Source organism: Dolichospermum heterosporum TAC447 (assembly GCF_024584745.1).
GTDB classification, from domain to species: domain Bacteria; phylum Cyanobacteriota; class Cyanobacteriia; order Cyanobacteriales; family Nostocaceae; genus Dolichospermum; species Dolichospermum heterosporum.
Genome location: NZ_CP099464.1, coordinates 2,403,034 through 2,423,262, shown reverse-complemented (window position 1 = coordinate 2,423,262; position 20,229 = coordinate 2,403,034). Strand labels below are relative to the sequence as shown.

At 38.5% G+C, this 20,229-nt stretch carries 13 protein-coding genes and 1 pseudogene; 4 read left to right on the top strand and 10 right to left on the bottom strand.

Annotated elements, in window-relative coordinates; all coding sequences use genetic code 11:
• Nucleotides 1-24: 24 nt before the first annotated feature.
• Nucleotides 25-1,992: a molecular chaperone HtpG gene (htpG, locus tag NG743_RS10845; protein WP_257121971.1), complete on the bottom strand. Its 1,968-nt coding sequence runs from the start codon at nucleotides 1,990-1,992 to the stop codon at nucleotides 25-27.
• 322 nt (nucleotides 1,993-2,314) lie between these two features.
• Between htpG and NG743_RS10840 the strand changes: the two genes are divergently transcribed.
• Both NG743_RS10840 and NG743_RS10835 read left to right on the top strand, forming a co-directional pair.
• Nucleotides 2,315-3,613: a P-loop NTPase fold protein gene (locus tag NG743_RS10840; protein ID WP_257121970.1), complete on the top strand. Its 1,299-nt coding sequence runs from the start codon at nucleotides 2,315-2,317 to the stop codon at nucleotides 3,611-3,613.
• On the top strand, nucleotides 3,613-5,625 hold the full coding sequence (locus NG743_RS10835) for a tetratricopeptide repeat protein (protein ID WP_257121969.1): 2,013 nt from the start codon (nucleotides 3,613-3,615) through the stop codon (nucleotides 5,623-5,625). The genes NG743_RS10840 and NG743_RS10835 overlap by 1 nt, the downstream gene beginning before the upstream one ends.
• A gap of 781 nt (nucleotides 5,626-6,406) precedes the next feature.
• Here the strand turns inward: NG743_RS10835 and NG743_RS10830 are convergent.
• From NG743_RS10830 to NG743_RS10810, 5 genes are all read right to left on the bottom strand, one after another.
• Nucleotides 6,407-7,036, bottom strand: coding sequence for a class I SAM-dependent methyltransferase (locus NG743_RS10830; protein ID WP_027402813.1), 630 nt, complete (start codon nucleotides 7,034-7,036; stop codon nucleotides 6,407-6,409).
• Between the two features lie 32 nt (nucleotides 7,037-7,068).
• Nucleotides 7,069-9,687, bottom strand: coding sequence for an ATP-dependent chaperone ClpB (clpB, locus tag NG743_RS10825; RefSeq protein ID WP_257121968.1), 2,619 nt, complete (start codon nucleotides 9,685-9,687; stop codon nucleotides 7,069-7,071).
• 93 nt (nucleotides 9,688-9,780) lie between these two features.
• Complete coding sequence (gloA, locus tag NG743_RS10820; RefSeq protein WP_027402811.1) at nucleotides 9,781-10,173, bottom strand: lactoylglutathione lyase; 393 nt, start codon at nucleotides 10,171-10,173, stop codon at nucleotides 9,781-9,783.
• A 288-nt stretch (nucleotides 10,174-10,461) separates the two neighbouring features.
• Nucleotides 10,462-11,157 (bottom strand): LolA-like protein, encoded by a 696-nt coding sequence (locus NG743_RS10815; RefSeq protein WP_257121967.1) that lies wholly within the window; start codon nucleotides 11,155-11,157, stop codon nucleotides 10,462-10,464.
• Nucleotides 11,158-11,242: 85 nt separating this feature from the next.
• Nucleotides 11,243-12,679: an RNA-guided endonuclease InsQ/TnpB family protein gene (locus NG743_RS10810; protein WP_257121966.1), complete on the bottom strand. Its 1,437-nt coding sequence runs from the start codon at nucleotides 12,677-12,679 to the stop codon at nucleotides 11,243-11,245.
• A gap of 130 nt (nucleotides 12,680-12,809) precedes the next feature.
• On the opposite strand from NG743_RS10810, the gene tnpA reads away from it, so the two are divergent.
• Nucleotides 12,810-13,214: an IS200/IS605 family transposase gene (gene tnpA / locus NG743_RS10805; RefSeq protein ID WP_193962874.1), complete on the top strand. Its 405-nt coding sequence runs from the start codon at nucleotides 12,810-12,812 to the stop codon at nucleotides 13,212-13,214.
• 484 nt (nucleotides 13,215-13,698) lie between these two features.
• Here the strand turns inward: tnpA and NG743_RS10800 are convergent, their stop codons facing one another.
• The gene (locus NG743_RS10800; protein WP_257122144.1) at nucleotides 13,699-15,294 is read right to left on the bottom strand and encodes an IS1634 family transposase; all 1,596 of its coding nucleotides are present in this window, start codon (nucleotides 15,292-15,294) and stop codon (nucleotides 13,699-13,701) included.
• A gap of 406 nt (nucleotides 15,295-15,700) precedes the next feature.
• Between NG743_RS10800 and NG743_RS10795 the strand changes: the two genes are divergently transcribed.
• Nucleotides 15,701-15,883 carry a hypothetical protein gene (locus NG743_RS10795; RefSeq protein ID WP_257121965.1) on the top strand — a complete coding sequence of 61 codons (183 nt, stop codon included), beginning with the start codon at nucleotides 15,701-15,703 and terminating at the stop codon, nucleotides 15,881-15,883.
• A 178-nt stretch (nucleotides 15,884-16,061) separates the two neighbouring features.
• On the opposite strand, the gene secA is transcribed toward NG743_RS10795, so the two are convergent.
• The 3 genes and pseudogenes from secA to NG743_RS10780 form a co-directional block, all read right to left on the bottom strand.
• Complete coding sequence (gene secA / locus NG743_RS10790; RefSeq protein WP_027402809.1) at nucleotides 16,062-18,842, bottom strand: preprotein translocase subunit SecA; 2,781 nt, start codon at nucleotides 18,840-18,842, stop codon at nucleotides 16,062-16,064.
• Nucleotides 18,843-19,103: 261 nt separating this feature from the next.
• Nucleotides 19,104-19,595: pseudogene (locus NG743_RS10785) on the bottom strand (cytochrome C).
• Nucleotides 19,596-19,750: 155 nt separating this feature from the next.
• Nucleotides 19,751-20,125 (bottom strand): c-type cytochrome, encoded by a 375-nt coding sequence (locus tag NG743_RS10780; RefSeq protein WP_027402808.1) that lies wholly within the window; start codon nucleotides 20,123-20,125, stop codon nucleotides 19,751-19,753.
• Nucleotides 20,126-20,229: the final 104 nt, after the last annotated feature.

Genomic DNA, 20,229 nt, shown 5'->3' with positions numbered 1-20,229 from the left:
GCGAGAAGTCGGTTATCTGGCTGTTTATTTGCTGGCTTGTTCTGTTAGCTTGGTGAGTACGTCATTGGAACGTTCGACAAAGGATTTCATCCCATCTGCATCAAAGCCTTTTTGCGATATCAGTGCTAAGTCATAAACGTGCTGACACATCATTGTTACTAATTGACTAGATTGTGACTCCCCATCACCCTGAATAATACTACCTTGACTGAGATTAACCAAGTTTTGAATTAACGGGTGAGCAGTATTTACTAGTAAAATATGTTCTTCGGGGAATTCGACGGTTTGCTGCTGCATCATAGCACTCATTTCTCGCATCCGGCGGAGAAATTCGGGTAATAATACCATTGCCGGTGGTGTTCCTTGAGGGTCGTCTGATTTCAAGGACTCGGTGCGGATGTTGAGTTTTGGCTTGTTGAGGGCTTTCTCAAATAGTTCTTTAATGACTTCTCCTTTGGTTTTGTTGGTGGTGGGGTCAACAATTTCGCCAGTTTTGTCATCGAGGAGGGTATTATCGAGGTCAGAGTCTACCCGTGTAAATTTGACATCTCGATATTCTTGTTCTAGGAAGTTGATGAAGTGGGTATCAATGAAGGAGTCCATATAGAGGACTTCTAAACCTTGATTTTTGTGGAGTTCAATATAAGTGGCTTGACTGGCTGCATCTGTGCTGTAGAATACCTTATTTTCGTGACGTTCTTTGTTCCGTTCTAAGTATTCTTTCAGGGTGGTGTAGGGGATGCTGGTCGCGGTTGCTGGGGTAACATCTTGCCACGCATCACCATCGGTAGATTGGACTTCAACGGATGGGGTGTCGGCTACAGGGGCTTCTAATTTGGCTGTGCTGCGGAAGATGATAATGTCTTCAACTTGTTTTTTGAATTTCTCATCGTTGAGAACGCCAAATTTCACGAATGTTCCTAAGTCTTTCCAGGCTGTTACGTATTGTTCGCGGTCATCACGGTATAACTCTTTGAGTCTATCACCAACTTTTTTGGCTATATAATCGCCAATTCTTCTAATAGTGCGATCGCCTTGCAATGCACTCCGTGATACATTTAAAGGTATATCAGTGCTATCAATCACGCCCCGCATGGGCATTAGAAACTGGGGAATAATTTCCTCACAGTTATCACTGACAAACACCTGATTGCAGAATAACTTAATTTGTCCCTTGGTTACATCCACATCAGGACGCATTTTCGGGAAATACAAAATCCCGTTAATCACAAAGGGATAATCTGTATTCAAATGCACCCACAGCAAAGGTTCTTCTTGGAAAGGATACAAATAGCGGTAAAACTCTAAATAATCTTCCTTGGTGAGATTAGTGGGAGATTCCCGCCATGCAGCTTGTTGTTTATTTAAAACTTCCCCATCCATTTTAATGGGAACTGACATGAAATCGCAGTAAGTCTTGACAAGATTCCTAATTCGTGCTGGTTCGAGAAACTCCTCTTCTTCCCCTTCCAAGGTGAGAATAATTGTAGTTCCACGAGTGGTGCGAGGAGATTCATCTAAAACAAATTTAGGTGAACCATCACAAGTCCAACGCACAGCTTGTGCGCCTTCTTGATAGGAAAGAGTATCAATCTCTACTTGCTTCGCTACCATGAAGGAAGAATAGAAACCTAAACCGAAATGACCGATAATTGGTTGATCTGCTTTACCTTCATACTTGTGAATAAATTCTTCAGCACTAGAGAAAGCAACTTGGTTAATATATTTTTTGACTTCCTCTGCGGTCATTCCAATGCCATTATCAGTAATGGAGAGGATTTTGTTGTCTTTATCAATGCTAATGGTAATTTCTGGTTCGCCAATTTCGCCATTGTATTCCCCAGCGCGGGATACCATGTTTAACTTTTGGATAGCGTCTACTGCGTTGGATACCAGTTCCCGCAAGAAGATTTGATGATCTGAGTAGAGAGACTTCTTGATAATCGGGAAAATATTATCGGTATGAATACTGATATTGCCTTGTTCTAACATAGTTATCCGTCGGTTTTACTTGCAGATATATTTTATGAAAATCAATTTTCCGTGATTTTATCGCTTTTGGGGTCAGGAATACCTCTTCATTATGATTCGGATTACACTACCATCATGCTAGACTGGGGACTGAAGACTAAAGACAGTGGTAAAGCCCAACTGCGTAATATAGTGAATTTTAGCATTAATGTGAGGGTATTAGCAGTATTATCCGATTTGTGGAATAAGAATTATCTATTACACACTCCTATTGATTTTAGATAGATAAAATTGATATAACTGACATAACATAAAAACTGTCAACATATAAGGAGCATAAACAATGGCAACTGATCGGATTGAGGCGTTTCAAAAAGCATTTCGTAATCTGCAATTGCAACCTTTGGTAACAACAGAAGAAACCGCAGATTTTCGAGTTCCTTATGGTGATGATTTCATTGCAGAATTAGAACAGAGAGTTTTGGATGGTAATGATTATACCAATCAACTAATTTTTGCAGGACATCGCGGTTGTGGTAAGTCTACATTGTTGGCAGAATTTGCCAGAGAATTTGACGATAATTATCTGACAATCTTCTTTTCTATATCTGATTTAATTGAAGCTACAGCCATCAATCACATTAATATTCTTTTTGCTATTGCTGTCCAAATTATGGATAAAGCGGAGGAGCAAAAAATTGAGATTGATGCTAACAAAAAACAAAGATTTTTTAATTGGTTTCAAGAACGCACAGAAATTGAAGAAAGTAAAATTGGGGCTGAATTAGAAGTAGGTTTTGATTTTTGGAGTTTTCTGAAAAGCAAGTTAAAGGCTGAAGCAAGTATCCGCGAAGTTATAGAAACTAAATTTAAACGTGATTTTCGAGATTTAATAGATACTCTCAATCTGATTGCTACAGAAGTTTCTTTAGCTTGTAAAAAAGAGATTGTGGTAATTATTGATGATTTAGATAAACTAGATTTAGCAGCTATTGAAAGTATATTTCTCAAAAATATTAAAGCACTATTACAACCTAATTTCTTTGTTATTTATACAATTCCTATTGCCACAATTCGTGATGGTGTTTTAAAAAGACATATCGAAGATGAAACGAGTAATCCGATTTTTGTAATGCCTGTTTTAAAAGTTTATCCTAAAGGTGAAAGTCATAAAAATGAAGCTCAACCTGTAACTGCAACAATAGCTAAATTACAGGAGATTTTGCGGAAACGAATTGACAGCACTTTATTAGCAGATGATATTTTGCTGGAGATTGCTTTATCTAGTGGTGGTGTAATTCGGGAATTGGTTCGCATTGCTCAGAAATGTTGTAGTTTAGTATTAGTAGAGTTAAGAAAAAAAGCCAGAAAGCTAGAACCGATTGATGATGTGCAAATTGATGCGACAATTTTGCAGCAAGCACTTGATATTTTGCGAAATGATATGACAATTACTTTGAGCAAAACTGACCGAGAGATTTTACAACAAACATATACGAATTATCGCCCTGATGATCCTAAACAGCAAGAATTTCTTGATTTGCTCCACAATGTTTATGTGATTGAATATAGAAATGCTGAGAGTTGGTATGATCTTCATCCTCTTGTAATTCAACAGTTAAAGTTAGAAGAATTAATTTAATGAACACCTTAACCAATGAATCCATTATCAACGCAAATGAACAGACTTATATGAGTTTGTTAGTTTCAATTGAAGCTGGCATTGGGATGTTACAGATTTTCATTGCTGTGTGTGATGCAGATCGTCAGCGTGAAAATATTATAGCTAATTATGAAAAGGAATTAGCATATACTGACAATATTTATCGAGTTTATCTTGATAGTCAAGAACCTAGTTTAAAGCAAGCCATCACACAACAAGTTACATTAAAAGAAAATGCCATAGCCACAGTATTAGGTGCAGAAAAATTAGGATCATTCAATCAAGATGAATTGTTGAAAAAGTTTTTTGGTTATTTGCAATGGACGCGAGAAGCATTGCGAGAACTAAAAATGCCGATTATTTTATGGATACCATCACGCATTTATGCTCAAATTGCCAAGCAAGCACCTGATTTCTGGAGTTGGCGTAATGGTGTATTTCATTTTCAGCCTGAACCGTCTTTAGTTACAGGTGAGTTATTAATCAATCGCAATTCTGAGGTAATTCTAGATAATCAAGCAAGTTCGATTTTTTCACCAGAACAATTAGAAGCATCTTTAGTAGAAGCGGTTAACCAATGGGGAGTAAATAGTAGTAAACTAGAAACTCTCTATAGCCAGTTAGGTAATTTATATTCTAAACGAGTGCAATCAGGAAAATCAGCAGATAGAGAAAGGGAATTAGCACTAGCAGAAAAATATTTTAATAGAGCAATAGTTTTGCAAACTCAATTTCAACAACAAGATGCTCTTGCTTCCAGTCTAAATGATTTGGCAGGATTGTATGAATCTCAAGGACGTTACAATGATGCTGAACCTCTTTATTTACAATCTTTAGATATCTGGAAACGCCAATTAGGTGATGATCATCCCTCTGTAGCTACCAGTCTGAATAATTTGGCATTATTGTACAGGTCACAAGGACGTTACAATGATGCTGAACCTCTTTATTTGCAATCTTTAGATATCTGGAAACGCCAATTAGGTGATGATCATCCCTCTGTAGCTACCAGTCTGAATAATTTGGCAGGATTGTATGAATCTCAAGGACGTTACAATGATGCTGAACCTCTTTATTTGCAATCTTTAGATATTTGGAAACGCCAATTAGGTGATGATCATCCCGATGTTGCTTCCAGTCTAAATAATTTGGCATTATTGTACAGGTCACAAGGACGTTACAATGATGCTGAACCTCTTTGTCTACAATCTTTAGAGATATGGAAACGCCAATTAGGTGACGATCATCCCAATGTAGCTACCAGTCTAAATAATTTGGCAGCACTATATATATCTCAAGGACGTTACAACGATGCTGAACCTCTTTGTTTACAATCTTTAGAGATATGGAAACGCCAATTAGGTGATGATCATCCCAATGTAGCTACCAGTCTGAATGATTTGGCATTATTGTACAGGTTGCAAGGACGTTACAACGATGCTGAACCTCTTTGTTTACAATCTTTAGAGATATGGAAACGCCAATTAGGTGATGATCATCCCTATGTAGCTACCAGTCTAAATAATTTGGCAGCACTATATATATCTCAAGGACGTTACAACGATGCTGAACCTCTTTGTTTACAATCTTTAGAGATATGGAAACGCCAATTAGGTGATGATCATCCCAATGTAGCTACCAGTCTGAATGATTTGGCAGTATTGTATGAATCTCAAGGTAAATATTCAGAAGCTGAAAATTTAGCTCAACAAGCATTGGCAATATATCAAACCAGATTAGGTAATGAACATCCTGATACACAAAACGTAGCAGTTGGTGTAAAGTTATTTTATGTAATGGGACTTTTACATTGTAATAAAAAAACTTTGATTGATATTCTCCAAAAACTTGCACAACAAGCAAACTTTCCCGCATTTAATACAGAAACAGCGTTAACCTTACTAGAAAGAATAGAAAATAATCCTGAACTATTGTCATCTATTCGAGAATCTTTGCAACAGCAAACAGACGCATCTGATGACAATACATAAAAACAGGTTTACGATACAATCATAAAATTGTCTGAATCAGGATATCCAGGATTATAGGATTTACAGGATGATAAGTGTCAAAATACTTGATAAATTATTAAAATCCTGAAGAAGATCATGCTTGAGTTAAATAAATATAGTGCAATTTGTGGGAAACCCTCACAAAACTAATTTTGATTCGCGTAATTCATCATCATAGCAGTATGCACCTAAATGAAATATATCTTAAGCCCCCTCCTCGCTTGCGGGGAGGGGGTTGGGGGTGGGGTTCTTATATCTCACTCAACCGAGAACCACTATAACTTATCAAAAACCATTGAGAATAACTACAAAAACCATAAATAGAAAACTACTTAGATAGAAAATGACGCAATAATCAAAGTAAAATCCCTAAATGATCCATAACAATTACTCTTATACATATCATTCTATAAATCCTATAATCCTGGACATCCTGATTCAGACAATTATTCCCAAAGCATCAGATAACAATCCAGAAAAATACTCTCATCATCCATTCATAACCCATCACCAAAAAAAGATAATAAAGCTATTGACTTCTCATTTTAAATATGTTATCATGAACTTGATAAGGAAGAACTGCCTCACAAATAGACAACTTAACTCTCCGCGCCTCTGCGTCTCTGCGTGAGAAAAAATCATAGTGATGCAGCCCAAGCAGTAGGTTTCAAGAAAAAATCAGAATGGAACCGTCCCACCAAAAAGAAAACCGAGTAGATAGACAAGGATATTCTGATGATCTTAGAATGAGCGATCGCATTTATATTTTTTCTAAAATCAAAAAGTAATGATATGGGAAAGTAGGATCAACATATTCTTCCTTCACTATCAAACCAGCTTTAGCGACAGATTCCAAAAACCGCTTTTTGGGATATCCTTTCAATCCCAATTCCCAATAGTGTTGATCACAAAGTGGTGTTGTACTCCAAAATAGGGGAATTTTCCAGAGTAAATGTCTGGCTTTAAGCAAAAAGGAAGTTTTGATTTGTAATGACAGATATTGAGTAGTATTGGGAATAGAAATCACTAAATATTTCTTAGTAACTGCGGCGAGTTTTTGCAATGCTAATTCTGATTTCTCGTAGGGAAAATGTTCTAATACTTGAAACAGAACAATTGCATCAAACTTGTCTTGTGGTAGTGTAAAATCCGCTGTCAAATCCAAGATTATATCTGGCTTGAGATTGGGGTCAATATCCGCCGTAGTGACGTTATAGTTATTTTGTTTGAGTATTTCTGTAAACAAAGAATTAAAAATACCAATTTCTAGAACATTTTTAACTTGACTACCCAAGGAAAACAATAACCGCGACTGATGATGATAACTAATAAATCTTTCCTTGGAAAGATATTGCGAACCTGTAATTCCTAATGAAGAAATAAGTTCCATAGAAAGCCCCCTATTTATTAATGCAAATTCATTTAAAGTTTTTTACTAAAACTTAACCCAGTTTCAGCCTTATCAATGATGATAGTATCACCAGAAACAAAAGTATTTTCCAGTAACTTCGTAGCCAGAGGATTTTCTACCTCGCGCTGAATTGAACGTTTTAATGGACGTGCGCCGTAAACTGGGTCATAACCAGCCTCCACAAGATGATCACAAGCGGCTTGGGATATTTCAAAAGAGATTTTTTGTTCTTTGAGCAGATTTTCCACCCGTTTGAGTTGAATACGGATAATATGCCCCATTTCTGCACGATTAAGGGCGTGGAATAGAATCAGATCATCTATGCGGTTGAGAAATTCGGGGCGGAAGTGACTTCGCAAACCTTCCATCACCTTATTTCGCATCAAATCATACTTGGAATCATCCCCAGCTACATCCAAAATATGTTCACTACCGATGTTGCTAGTCATGACTATGACAGTATTGCGAAAATCTACAGCCCGTCCTTGGGAATCCGTAACTCTACCATCATCTAAAACTTGTAGCAATATATTAAAGACATCGGGATGGGCTTTTTCCACCTCATCTAACAGCACCACCGAGTAAGGATGTCTGCGAATCGCTTCCGAAAGTTGTCCCCCTTCTTCATAACCAACGTATCCGGGAGGCGCACCCACAAGGCGGGAAACTGAGTGTTTTTCCATGTACTCGGACATATCTAAACGCACCAAAGCATCATCCGAATCAAAGAGAAACTGAGCTAAGGCGCGGGCGAGTTCGGTTTTACCCACGCCAGTTGGTCCCATAAACAAAAATGAACCAATAGGTCGCCCAGGGTCTTTCATTCCCGCACGGGCGCGACGAATCGCCGCAGAGACGGCGGAAACGGCTTCTTCTTGACCGATTACCCGTTCGTGTAAATGACTCTCTAATTTCAGTAATTTTTGTCTTTCTGATTCTAAAAGCCGATTTACGGGAATTCCTGTCCATTTTGCCACAATTTCGGCAATATCAGCTTCCGTCACTTGTTCGCGCAACAGAGTTGAACTTTGGGTTTGCATTTCTAAAAGTTTCGCTTCTTTAATTTCTCGTTCTCTTTGCACTCCCTCTAATTTACCATACTTGAGTTGAGCAGCTTTATTTAAATCATAGTCTCGCTCTGCTTGCTCAATTTGCACCCGCATTGCATCTTCTTCTTTTTTTAGCCCGCTAATAGCTTCTAATAACTGCTTTTCACCTTGCCATTGTTCGTTAAATATTTGCTGTTTGACTGTTAAAGTAGCAATTTCTTGTTGAATCCGTTCTAATCGTTCTCTTGTTGGGGAAATACTCTGTTCTTCTCCAGATAATGACAGCTTTTCCATTTCTAGCTGCATTAAACGCCGGTCAATGGTTTCTAATTCCGCAGGTTTGGATGTAATCTCCATTTTTAATTTCGCCGCGGCTTCATCAACTAAGTCTATCGCTTTGTCTGGTAAAAAGCGGTCAGCAATATATCGCGCTGATAAGGTTGCCGCAGCGACTAAAGCGGAATCGGAAATTTTAACATTATGATGCACTTCATAACGTTCTTTCAAACCTCGCAAAATCGAAATTGTATTTTCTACTGTTGGTTGATCTACATATACCTGTTGAAATCTTCTTTCTAATGCTGCATCTTTTTCAATAAATTTGCGATATTCATCTAAGGTAGTTGCCCCAATGCAACGCAATTCACCCCGCGCCAACATTGGCTTAAGTAAGTTTCCGGCATCCATTGAACCTTGTTGATTAGAACCAGCCCCGACAACGGTATGCAGTTCATCAATAAATAAAACTACTTGTCCATTTGATTCCGTAACTTCACGGAGGACATTTTTTAAGCGGTCTTCAAATTCACCTCTATATTTTGCTCCAGCAATCAAACTACCGATATCCAAAGAGATTAATTGGCGGTTCTTCAAAGATTCAGGAACGTCACCATTCACCATTCTTTGGGCTAATGCTTCAGCGATCGCAGTTTTGCCAACTCCCGGCTCACCAATTAACACAGGGTTATTTTTGCTACGTCGAGACAATACCTGAATTACGCGGCGAATTTCATCATCTCTACCAATCACAGGATCTAATTTTCCCGCTTTTGCTTGTTCTGTCAAATCTCGTCCAAATCTTTTTAAAGCTTCATCAGGTGCTTCTGCTTCTACCTTTGGTGATGCTTTAATTTTGGGAGTAGCGCGAACAGATTTAACCCCAAGTTCTACTTGAGCAATATCTATATTTAAGCTTTTAAATAACCGTCTACCAACACGTTCATCATTACCAAACGCTAAAATTATATGCCCTTCTGAGATTTCCTCCTCTCTCATTTTGGCTCTAATTTCATCGGCTTTATCTAAAAGTAAATCTAAATTCCGCCCCAGGTAAAGTTGATCACTTTTACCAACCTTGGGTTGACGTTGGGTAAAAGCCTCTAGTTGTTGTTTGAATCGCACAGAATCAACTTCTGCACGGGTGAGAATGGCTGTAGCTAGGCTTGTGGGTTCTTCTAAAAGGGCGAGAATTAAATGTTCAACTTCTAATTGTTGTTGTTTATAAGCACGAACCACGTCTTGGGATTTTGTTACCGCTTCCCAGGCTGTATCAGTAAATTTATCAGGATCTGTAGGCTGCATTTGTAAAATTTTAGATTTTAGACTTGTAATTTAAGTTTAGGGGGGGAATTGGGTAATGGGTAAAGAAGTTCTCTTCTTACCCTCTACCCTAAATCATTCTGGAGTTTTTAACTGAATCAATTCAACCTTATAACCATCTGGGTCTTCCACAAAAGCAATTACGGTTGAACCATGTTTCATTGGGCCTGGTTCTCGGACTACCTTACCACCCAGTTTCCCAATAGTCTCACAGGTAGCGTAAATATCATGCACACCCAAAGCGATATGACCATAGGCACTACCTAAATCATACTTTTCTACGCCCCAGTTGTGGGTGAGTTCTAAAACGGAATGATCACTTTCTTCTCCATAACCGACAAAAGCCAGGGTAAATTCTCCCGCTGGATAATCTTTACGTCGGAGTAACTTCATTCCCAATACATCACAGTAAAATGTTAAGGACTCTTCTAAATTACCGACGCGAAGCATTGTGTGTAGTAATCGCATATTTAACCTTTATTCAATTCTTATATTTTATATCTGATAGGGAATTTTCATCTCAAAACCCTTATTCCTCTGTGTCCTCTGCGCCTCCGTGGTTCGTTAATCAGGATAATTTATTTCTTGGAAGTCCCTTACTTAAAAAACAGCTTAGGAACGCAAATTTAATAACCTGCAATTCTGACTTAACCTGAAATGGTGCGTTACGCTGTCGCTAACACACCCTACTTTTGCACTTTATTTAATTCATATTTCTTACCTCTCTACAGACAAGTAAAAAGGTACTTTAAATCTTTAAAAAGGCGTAATAGAGAGTGATTTAACTTTTTTAGTTCCTCTTGGTGGTGAAAAGGTGAAAGACTGGGGAGTGACATTAGGATTTGCGATTCTATTGAGGATTTTTTCAGTTAACATGATATCTAATCCTTCACTTTTACCAACTAACTGTACTTGTTTGAGGTTAGCATTGTCTGGTTGCACAAAAGCACTAAATGTAAATCCCTCTTTAGCATCTTTGTAATGATAGACATAGAAAGAATCAGTATCTACAGTAGCTTGATTTCCTTTAATTACTCCATCAATAGCCAAAACAAGATAAGACAAAACATTTTTATCTGATAAACTACTATTAGCAATCTGTTTTCTTTCCTTAGCAGGAATATTTAAAAATGCTGAGGATGATATACTCATAAAAATTCCATCCCCTGATTTATCGAACTTTTGATAAGTAGTGACAGCATATTGCTTTAAATCAGGTCTGTGAATCCAAACCTGTTTACCGTCAGAAACTATTACAGTCAAAGGTTTGATTTCACCTGTAGTTCCTACAGTAGCGATTTCTGAGCGAAACTTTTGATCTGACTGGACAATGGTTTTGGTTTTGAGGTTGATATCAGCATTCACACCTTGACCACCTACTTTGAATTTTAGCTCTGATTCGGTGAGATAGCGATCGCTCTGCAAAAAGCCAGTAATAGCCTTAACCAGCAAGACTAAATCTATTTTTTCTGTAGTCTCATTGGTGGTTTTGACACTCCCCGGTCTAAAGACGCGGGGATTCTTAATCGAATAATTGTCAAGACAACTGCTCGAATAATATCCGCTTTTCAGGTATTACCTTAGATGTACGGTTCTTGCCCTGATCCTGTTTGCCATTACTGGCAGAATCATCTCTGACAAGCGTAACTTTCCGAGAGTCCCCCGGTAGGTTTTTAGTGTCTTTGCTGACAAATTTTAAATTAGCTCTTCGTAAAATTGTCCGAGAAGCCTGAGTATCAGCATGGTCAATATGACCACAATGTTCACAAATGAACTTTTCGCCATCTCTATTAGCTTTACTAATATGATGACAAGCCGAACATTCTTGAGAAGTAAATTTAGGATGAACGGATAATACTGGCTTACCAGACTTCAATGCCAGCCAAGCAATCTTAGAAAATAATTCGCCCCAACTGGCATCAGAAATAGAGCGATTTAATCCACGTTTTGCAGATTGACCATTAGCCATAAATCGTCCTTGCTGCCTTTTGGGTTTGCAGCGGGACTTCATAGCCTTAACATTTAGATGCTCTTGGACAATTGCCTCAGCGGTGTTAACAACTTTATTAGCTGCTTTCCATTGATGATCATTTCGCTTATCTGCAATTTTTTTATGTAGCTTGGCAACTATTTTCCCAGCTTTTTTGCGATTGTTAGAACCCTTGACTTTACGATTAACTCGGCGCTGTCTAATTCTTAATTGACGGCGAATTTTCTTATTAGTTGCCAGATGAGGATTTTCAATAAACGAACCATCAGACAAAGAAATTAATTTATTAATTCCTACATCAATACCTACTGCCGACTTAACGGTTTCAATTCCTGTAACTTCAGGTAAAGATTCAGGCAAGTTGAGCAATACACTCATGTACCAGCCATCAGCTTCTTGAATTACTGTTACCGTTCTAATGTCAGCATCTACTGGAATAGTACGACTATCAAAATAGCGCATAGTCCCCAGTCCAGGAAAGTAGGCATGGGAATAGCATCTTGGCTGATTAGATTCACGATTAACGGTTAATTTTACTTGTCCTGGCTTGAATTGAAAAGTTTTAAAGTTAGCTGCTTTACGAAACGCAGGGAAACCCCTTTTGTGTTGAAAAAATCCGTGATAAGCAATATCTAATTTAGCTAAATTGCCTTGTAAAACATCTGAATTAATTCGGCTATACCATTCAGACTCAGAACGTAATTCAGTTGTTCTTTTACTTTGAATATCAGTCGCGTTACCCCAGATTAAACCATGCTTTTTGCTATTTTTTGTTAACTCAGCATACATGATGCCATGTTTAACAATAGGGCAGGTCAAAGGGCAATAAGAACCATATTCAATTCGACTATCTAAGTCTGAGAATGCACCATAATAGTACATCACGGACTCATCTGATTTCTGGTTATTAGTCTCAAAACCGCGCTGACGTTCTGCCAAACAATAATTTCTGTGTTTCCGCAAAGTAACAAGCCACTCAGACATTAAGGCTTGTTGCCCAATATTCGGTTTTAGCTTGAATCTCCAGCGTATTTGCACAGGTTTATTTTGTTGATGTAATTGATGATATAACTATGTTAATCTCCAATTAAAAGGAAGTCAATAGCTAAAATCTATGAAAAAAAGTTCTTATGAATATCGGCATTATAATCACGCTGTCGGGTTGAGCGTGATTCATCTAGTCTGGATACCTAAACGCCGAAAGAAGGTACTTGTTGGGAAAATCAGAGATAGGATTTTTGAGATATTTTCGGCATTAGCTATTGAAAAAGACTGGAATATTCGTGCGTTAGAAGTTGCGCCAGGTCATATTCATTTATTTGTAGAGATTCATCCAACCGATGCAATATTTCAGGTAGTTAAAGCATTTAAAGGACGCTCATCTAATTATCTAAGAAAAGAGTTTCCAGAATTAAAAAAGCTACCGTCACTTTGGACTAGTAGCTATTTCTTTTCAACTGCGGGGAGTGTTGCCGCCGACACAATAGAAAGATATATTAATGACCCGCATCATAGTTGAGAATATTGGCAGCGGTTAAAACCGCACGGGTAGGCTTTCCCCCGCGCTCTAAAGAGACGCGGCTCCCAGCCTTCCCGCAATCCCCTTGTGGATATAGTCAGTTTCATGAGTAATTTGTGATTAAAAGTTAATCATAAACTAGTATTTTATCCCACATTCCGCACCCCAACTGTCACAGGAGTGGAATTACATAGGCAAGAAATAAAATTGAGAATAAAAAATAACATATTATCGAGAAAATACATTGGCAAAAAAGAAAAACACCAAAAATGGCATCAAAACCCATTGTCAATAAGGAGCAACAAGAATGAACACCACCCAGAGGGAGAAAAAGATAAATAAATGAAGATATTCAAGATACAGATTATAAGTTAGACTAATAAATTGAAGTAAAAAACGAAATTATAGACATAGTAAAATAGAGCAATAAATCAAACAGATTAGCTCCTAAATCTGATATTAATTAAATTAATGGAGAGAAGAATTAAGTGGCTAATTGATAGTAATGAAAACAATCATCTGGTAAAAGATTCAGAATAAAATCCCTATCTTGAGTCCAATTAGAGACGTGTTGTTCGTTGTTATATTCAACTAAATGAATACACTGAAAGCATTGAAAAATCCAGCGTAAAGTAGGACGGTCAGTTGCTTTACCTAATTGATTTTTAATTGTTGATTTAGAATCTTTCAGAGCATTTCTAATTTGACGTTGAGCCAAAGTATAAACCAGTAGACATAAACCCATAATCATTCCCAGAGACTCTATTCTCTCAGGACTTTTGAGAAAAATACTGTCTGCAAAAAATAATGGGTCTTTAAGAAAACCGAACCCCCGCTCACAAGACTGTTGAGCTTTATATTCACTCAGCATGGAATCATTGCTAAGTTCATTTGAATCTAAAACATTCGTAGCAATAATAAAACGTCCTGCACTCAGCAATTCTGTATTAATTTTACTTTCATTTTCGGAAACTGTAGCTGATATTTGGTAAGATATTTCTTCTGAAGAATCTTTTGTCTTAAATTTGATTTGAGTAACCAAAATTTCGTTAATTTGATGATATTTGAATTGTTTTGATAATTTTGATAATGCCTTGATAGCATCAGCCTCACAAGCAAATCTCTCTTGTGATAACTTTTTCAAATCTTTCACAGCTTTTGATTCTGCTTTGGTAATTTTTTGTCTGAGCTTACGCAGGTCTGATTCTCTTCTTTCTTGACTTTGCACTACTAACCATCTTTGTTCTATCCCTGCATAATTTTCGGTTTTTGATGCTAATTTATATCCTGGTATTGTACTATCAATAAATTCTGATTCTGGTAATGTTGATATTAATGATTTTGCTGCTTTTATGCTTAATGGTACTCGACATAACCAACGTAATTCTGACATCATTTTCAGGTTTGATTCTGTATATAAAGCAGCGTCAGCAACGATGAGACTATTAACTTCTAATTGTTTTTGATATTCTACTGCTATTTGACCAAAGCATGATGAATCTGTTTGGTTTCCTGATGCTAGTTTTAAAAATATTGGTATGTCTCCATCTCCTGAACATTTCATTTCTATGATGAATTGTTTTAAATCTGGTCTATGGTCACGGGAATAACCGTAGGTGATGGTTATCTCTTTTGGTGATTTTACTGCTAATTCTTCTAATTCTTGGTTATTTCCTACTTTTTGATTCTCAAATATTACTTCTGGTAAACTTGTATTATATTGCCCATGCACGTGTATTGATGATGAGTCTAAATGCGACGTTGACAGTGATACTCCAAATTTTTGTGCTGCTTTTAAGGCTATGATAAAAAATAGTGTATCCAATCCTTTGATAAATAGTTTATCCATAACTCTCCCCAGTTTATCGTCGTTGAGATATTCTGGTTTTACTCCTGCTCCTATTAGATGTTCACAGGCGATTGTTTCAAAATATTGGGGAAACATATATAAGGGTTTCGATACAAATCCTAACCCGTTTATTATCATGGCTTTTACTACTTGACCTGCACTTACTTTCTCGTCTTTTTCAACTCCTATTAATTCATTTATTATTTCTACTATTCCGATTGAATCTATCATCCCTGCTACTATCCCTAGATGATCTATGTTTTGAATTTCTATTTCTTGGGGTTTTAATTTCACAACAGATTCCTCTACTTGTTCTATTGTGATTCTCTCATTTCTTGCTTTTGTGAACAATTAATTTTTTAATCATATCGAATTTTCTCTTTCTTTCAGTCCCGTTACGAAGTTCCACTTTCTCACTCCATGCCCAGCTTAATGCTACTTACTATCATTAAGCCTCTTACCCTTCGAATGATTTTTAGTTATTATGTACTACTCGCTAGGCTTTTTTGATATGTGACAGTTCAGGGTGCGGAATGTGGGTTTTATACAATTTGCCAATCTTATACCCCACATTCCGCAGGTGTTTTTTGAATTTTCGGAATTATCCATAACCCAATGATAACAAGGCTTTCAGACAATGACACGCAATTCTATATTAGAGCGATGGCTACGCCGCGCCGAAGGCATCGCCGATATATTTAAAGCTCGAATCAAGTTTATTGAGAATAATGTCAATAAATTAGTTGGTTTGAGATTAAATTCATTGAATACCGACCTAGATAGCAAAAAGCATGAACTGGTCATTATGATTGGGTTTTAGCTGTTTTATGAAATTCTTTTTTTGACAAAATAACCTGCTGGGAAAAATATTTTGAGTATATTTACTCATGCTGAATGTGGGTTATACCACATTTTGCCCTAACTCCCCTACTCAACATAAAACAAAGACGCAGAAAAAACTCTCTGCGCCTTGTGCGTCTCCGCGTGAAAATATTACCTTAAACCATCTCAGCAGTTTGCTGCGCTTGAGGCTGGAACATAAACAGAGAATAAACCACATCACGGCGGATATTCACCATCATATCCAAGAACAACTCATAACCCTCACTCTTATACTCAATCAGTGGGTCCTTTTGCCCATAACCACGCAAGCCAACCGACTCACGCAAAGCATCCATTTGTTGCAGATGCTCCCGCCATAAAGTATCTATGCGTTGGAGAATAAAGAACCGTTCCGCTTGACGCATTAAACCTGGTTGAATTTGGTCAATTTGTGATTCCTTCATATCATAGGCAATTCGCGCCTGTTCATGGAGGAAAGCCTTAATTTCCACCACCACCATATCCTCCAACTGACTAGACTGCATATCAGCCAACAGGTAAACAAACTCCTTCACCTTATCCACCAACTTATCCAATTCCCATTCTTCCGAAGGTAAATCAGGGTTGATGTAATAATCAACAATGTCATCCATCGTTTTTTCCGCGTATTTAACCACCTGTTCCTTCAAGTCTTGACCTTCCAATACCCGGCGACGTTCCGCATAGATCGCCCGACGTTGATTATTCATCACCTCATCATACTCAAACACCTGTTTACGGATGTCGTAGTAATAGGTTTCGACCTTTTTCTGTGCGCCCTCTAAGCTGCGGGTTAACATTCCCGACTCAATCGGCATATCTTCTTCCACTTGGAAAGCATTCATCAAGCCGGCAACGCGATCGCCCCCAAAGATTCGTAATAGGTTATCCTCTAAACTGAGGAAAAATCTGGTAGTTCCTGGGTCGCCTTGTCTTCCCGCCCGTCCGCGTAATTGATTATCAATCCGTCGTGATTCGTGTCGTTCCGTTCCAATAACGTGCAAACCGCCACGTTCCACCACTTGATCATGTTCGCGGCTGGTAAACTCTTCATACTCATGCTTAACCTGTTGGTAAGCTTCCCGCAACTTCTGAATTACCACATCATCTGTCGGGGCTTTTTCCGCCGCCACAGCCACCTTATCTTCTGCTTCCAACTCCGGTAAACTCCGTTCACCGTAAGCCTTAACAGCCACCTCTACAGCCGCTTTTAAAAGCTGTTCTGTTTCCTTGGTTAATTGAGTGGGAAAAATTTCTGGAGAAGCCCGCCAAGTTTTCACCTTTTTACCAGGAACAAAGCCTTGTCCACCACCGCTACCACCCATAGGTAGTCCCGAAGCCCTTTGTACGCCAAATTCATCATCTTCAGGGCTGACAATGCGGGGCATAAAGTATTCCCGTAGTTTCAACCGCGCCATATACTCGGAATTACCACCCAGGATAATATCTGTACCCCGTCCTGCCATGTTGGTAGCGATAGTTACAGCCCCACTGCGTCCAGCTTGGGCAATAATTTCCGCTTCCCGTTCCACATTTTCTGGTCTAGCGTTAAGCAACTCATGGGGAATATCCATTTCCTTGAGGAGTCGGCTGAGAAGTTCGGATTTTTCGACACTGGTTGTCCCCACTAACACAGGTCTACCATTTTCGTGCATTTCGGCACATTCTTTAGCGATCGCTCTCCACTTCCCTGGTTCAGTCTTAAACACCATATCAGACAAGTCTTCCCGTCTTCTAATCCGGTTAGTGGGAATAATCGTGACTTCCCGTTTGTAAATCTTTTCAAATTCCACCTCTTCCGTTTTCGCCGTTCCCGTCATTCCCCCCAATTTGGGATACAGCAAAAATAAGTTTTGATAGGTAATAGTCGCCAAAGTTTGGGTTTCTGGCTGAATTTCTACGTGTTCCTTCGCTTCAATTGCCTGATGCAACCCATCACTCCACCGTCTGCCCGGTAATACCCGACCCGTAAACTCATCCACAATCACCACTTCATCATTGCGGACAATATAATTTACATCCTTGAGAAACAATTCCTTGGCTTTAATCGCATTAAACATAAAATGCGCCCAAGGGTCTTCCGGGTCAAATAAATCTGTCACACCCAACTGATTTTCCGATTCAGCAAAACCCTCATCTGTCAAGAGAACGTTACGATCCTTTTCATTAACTTCGTAATGCTCATCTTTTTTGAGACTAAAAGCAATTTCCGCCGCTTGCAGGTATTTTTCTGTCGGTCTTTCCACCTGACCAGAAATAATTAATGGAGTTCGCGCCTCATCAACTAAAATCGAGTCTACCTCGTCAATCACACAGAAATTAAACGGACGTTGCACCACCTCAGCCATAGATGTAGCCATATTATCCCGGAGATAATCAAAGCCAATCTCGCTATTGGTGACATAGGTAATATCACACGCATAATTTTTTTGGCGCTCGCTGGGGGTCATAGTGGACTGAATTAGCCCCACACTTAACCCCAAAAACCTGTGTACCTGACCCATCCATTCCGCGTCCCGACGCGCCAGGTAATCATTCACAGTAATTACGTGGACACCCTTACCAGTCAGGGCATTTAAATAACTTGGTAAGGTAGCTACCAAAGTTTTCCCCTCACCGGTTTTCATTTCGGCAATTTGTCCAGTATGCAGAATTATCCCACCCTGCAACTGTACATCAAAGTGACGTAATCCTAAGACACGCCGCCCCGATTCCCGAACCACAGCAAAGGCTTCCGGTAAAATATCATCTAGAGTTTCGCCTTTAGCCAACCGTTGTTTAAACTCGACGGTTTTAGCTTTTAACTGTTCATCAGACAGCGGCTTAATATCTTCCTCTAAGAGGTTAATTTCTGTAATGTAAGGTTGGTATTTTTTAAGTTTACGAGCGTTGGGATCGCCCAACAAAAGTTTTAGCATGGCAGTTTATAGAATTAAATCAAGAGGAATGGAGATTAAAGCTTTGGTTATTCGATTATAGACACTTAATCTAACCCAGCCCTTTTGCTTAGGGATGGGTGTAAAATGAGAATTTACTCAAAAACCAAATGAAAGCAAACCTGTCGCCTTTATACAATCATAGATTTCAATTAATATCTTAATATTTAAACTGCTTCATTAGTCAGTTGTCATTAGTCATTAGTCAGTTGTCATTAAATTATTTCTCCCTGCCCCCTAACTCTACTCCCATTCTGCACTGAGGCTGCGGAAATTATACTTATCAGCCCCAATAGTTTGGGTAATTTAACACCAGGATGCAAAGCCTTAAAATAACGAGAGTCATTGAGACGATAGGGTGTTGCTTCCTCTTGTAGTTGGACACGGGAAAAGGTGTAAAGATATTTTGATACCAAAAGATGTGAAAACTTATCTAAGGGCTTAATTTGTGCGCCATAGTCCTGGATTTTTCCAGGTTTGACTAGGAGATACAGCAGGTGGTAATGCGATGTGACAAGATGAGCAGTTTTCTAAATACAGTTCTTGTCCTGGTTGATATTGTGCTGGTATGACATCAACAGTCACAATTGAGTCCACCGGGGTTGCACTGTGGGCGCTAGTGACAAATCCCAATATCCAGCCTATAGCCACACTCCAAGCAAAAATCACCAGCATCACCATAAGTAGTTGGCGTTTTAGTCGGCGGTGGGATTTACTTTTAACTAAATTTGGCATAAAGTTCTCAATTTACTTTTGCGTTGAGAAATGGTTTTTATATGAAAAATCTGATAAAAACTTTTAATCAAACCTCTGGACATCCAAGAATATAGCAATCTCCAGAATTGTACTCCTTCTTCTTTCTTCTTTCTCCTGTAATTATGCACAACTATTCATAGACTTTCTAGATAGCTTAAAAGGTCTGCCATTTCTTGGATACTGGGCTGGAATTTGGGCATGGGGGGAGTTTCCCCGCTAGTTACTTGATGAATTAGTCCATAGCGGGATTTATATTTGGAGATTTCATGTAAACTTGGACCAACTAGTCCGGTTGCGTCTAAACCATGACAACCAGCACAGTTGATTTGAAAAATAGCTTTCCCCTGGACTGGGTTGCCTTGACGGGATAGAACACTTTTAACATAAGGATCGGAGGCTTTGACGATCTCAATCCCAAACAGGATCAATGGGAGGGCTATCAGTATCGCTACGATGAAGATAACGATCTGTTGAATGAGGGTTTCAGGTTTGATTAGCTGGTTATCCAAAAGGTTTGCTTTGACAATGTGCAAGTTTTCATTTCCTACACATAGCTTAAAATTTCTTGATTGTGTTCGCAAGTACAAATGATAGTTTTTATCTAGTATTCATA

What these genes read in the sequence shown, in the direction of transcription:
- htpG (WP_257121971.1), bottom strand. Translation starts at nt 1,992, where the DNA reads ATGTTAGAACAAGGCAATATCAGTATTCATACCGATAATATTTTCCCG.
- NG743_RS10840 (WP_257121970.1), top strand. Translation starts at nt 2,315, where the DNA reads ATGGCAACTGATCGGATTGAGGCGTTTCAAAAAGCATTTCGTAATCTG.
- NG743_RS10835 (WP_257121969.1), top strand. Translation starts at nt 3,613, where the DNA reads ATGAACACCTTAACCAATGAATCCATTATCAACGCAAATGAACAGACT.
- NG743_RS10830 (WP_027402813.1), bottom strand. Translation starts at nt 7,036, where the DNA reads ATGGAACTTATTTCTTCATTAGGAATTACAGGTTCGCAATATCTTTCC.
- clpB (WP_257121968.1), bottom strand. Translation starts at nt 9,687, where the DNA reads ATGCAGCCTACAGATCCTGATAAATTTACTGATACAGCCTGGGAAGCG.
- gloA (WP_027402811.1), bottom strand. Translation starts at nt 10,173, where the DNA reads ATGCGATTACTACACACAATGCTTCGCGTCGGTAATTTAGAAGAGTCC.
- NG743_RS10810 (WP_257121966.1), bottom strand. Translation starts at nt 12,679, where the DNA reads ATGTCTGAGTGGCTTGTTACTTTGCGGAAACACAGAAATTATTGTTTG.
- tnpA (WP_193962874.1), top strand. Translation starts at nt 12,810, where the DNA reads ATGAAAAAAAGTTCTTATGAATATCGGCATTATAATCACGCTGTCGGG.
- NG743_RS10800 (WP_257122144.1), bottom strand. Translation starts at nt 15,294, where the DNA reads ATGATAGATTCAATCGGAATAGTAGAAATAATAAATGAATTAATAGGA.
- NG743_RS10795 (WP_257121965.1), top strand. Translation starts at nt 15,701, where the DNA reads ATGACACGCAATTCTATATTAGAGCGATGGCTACGCCGCGCCGAAGGC.
- secA (WP_027402809.1), bottom strand. Translation starts at nt 18,842, where the DNA reads ATGCTAAAACTTTTGTTGGGCGATCCCAACGCTCGTAAACTTAAAAAA.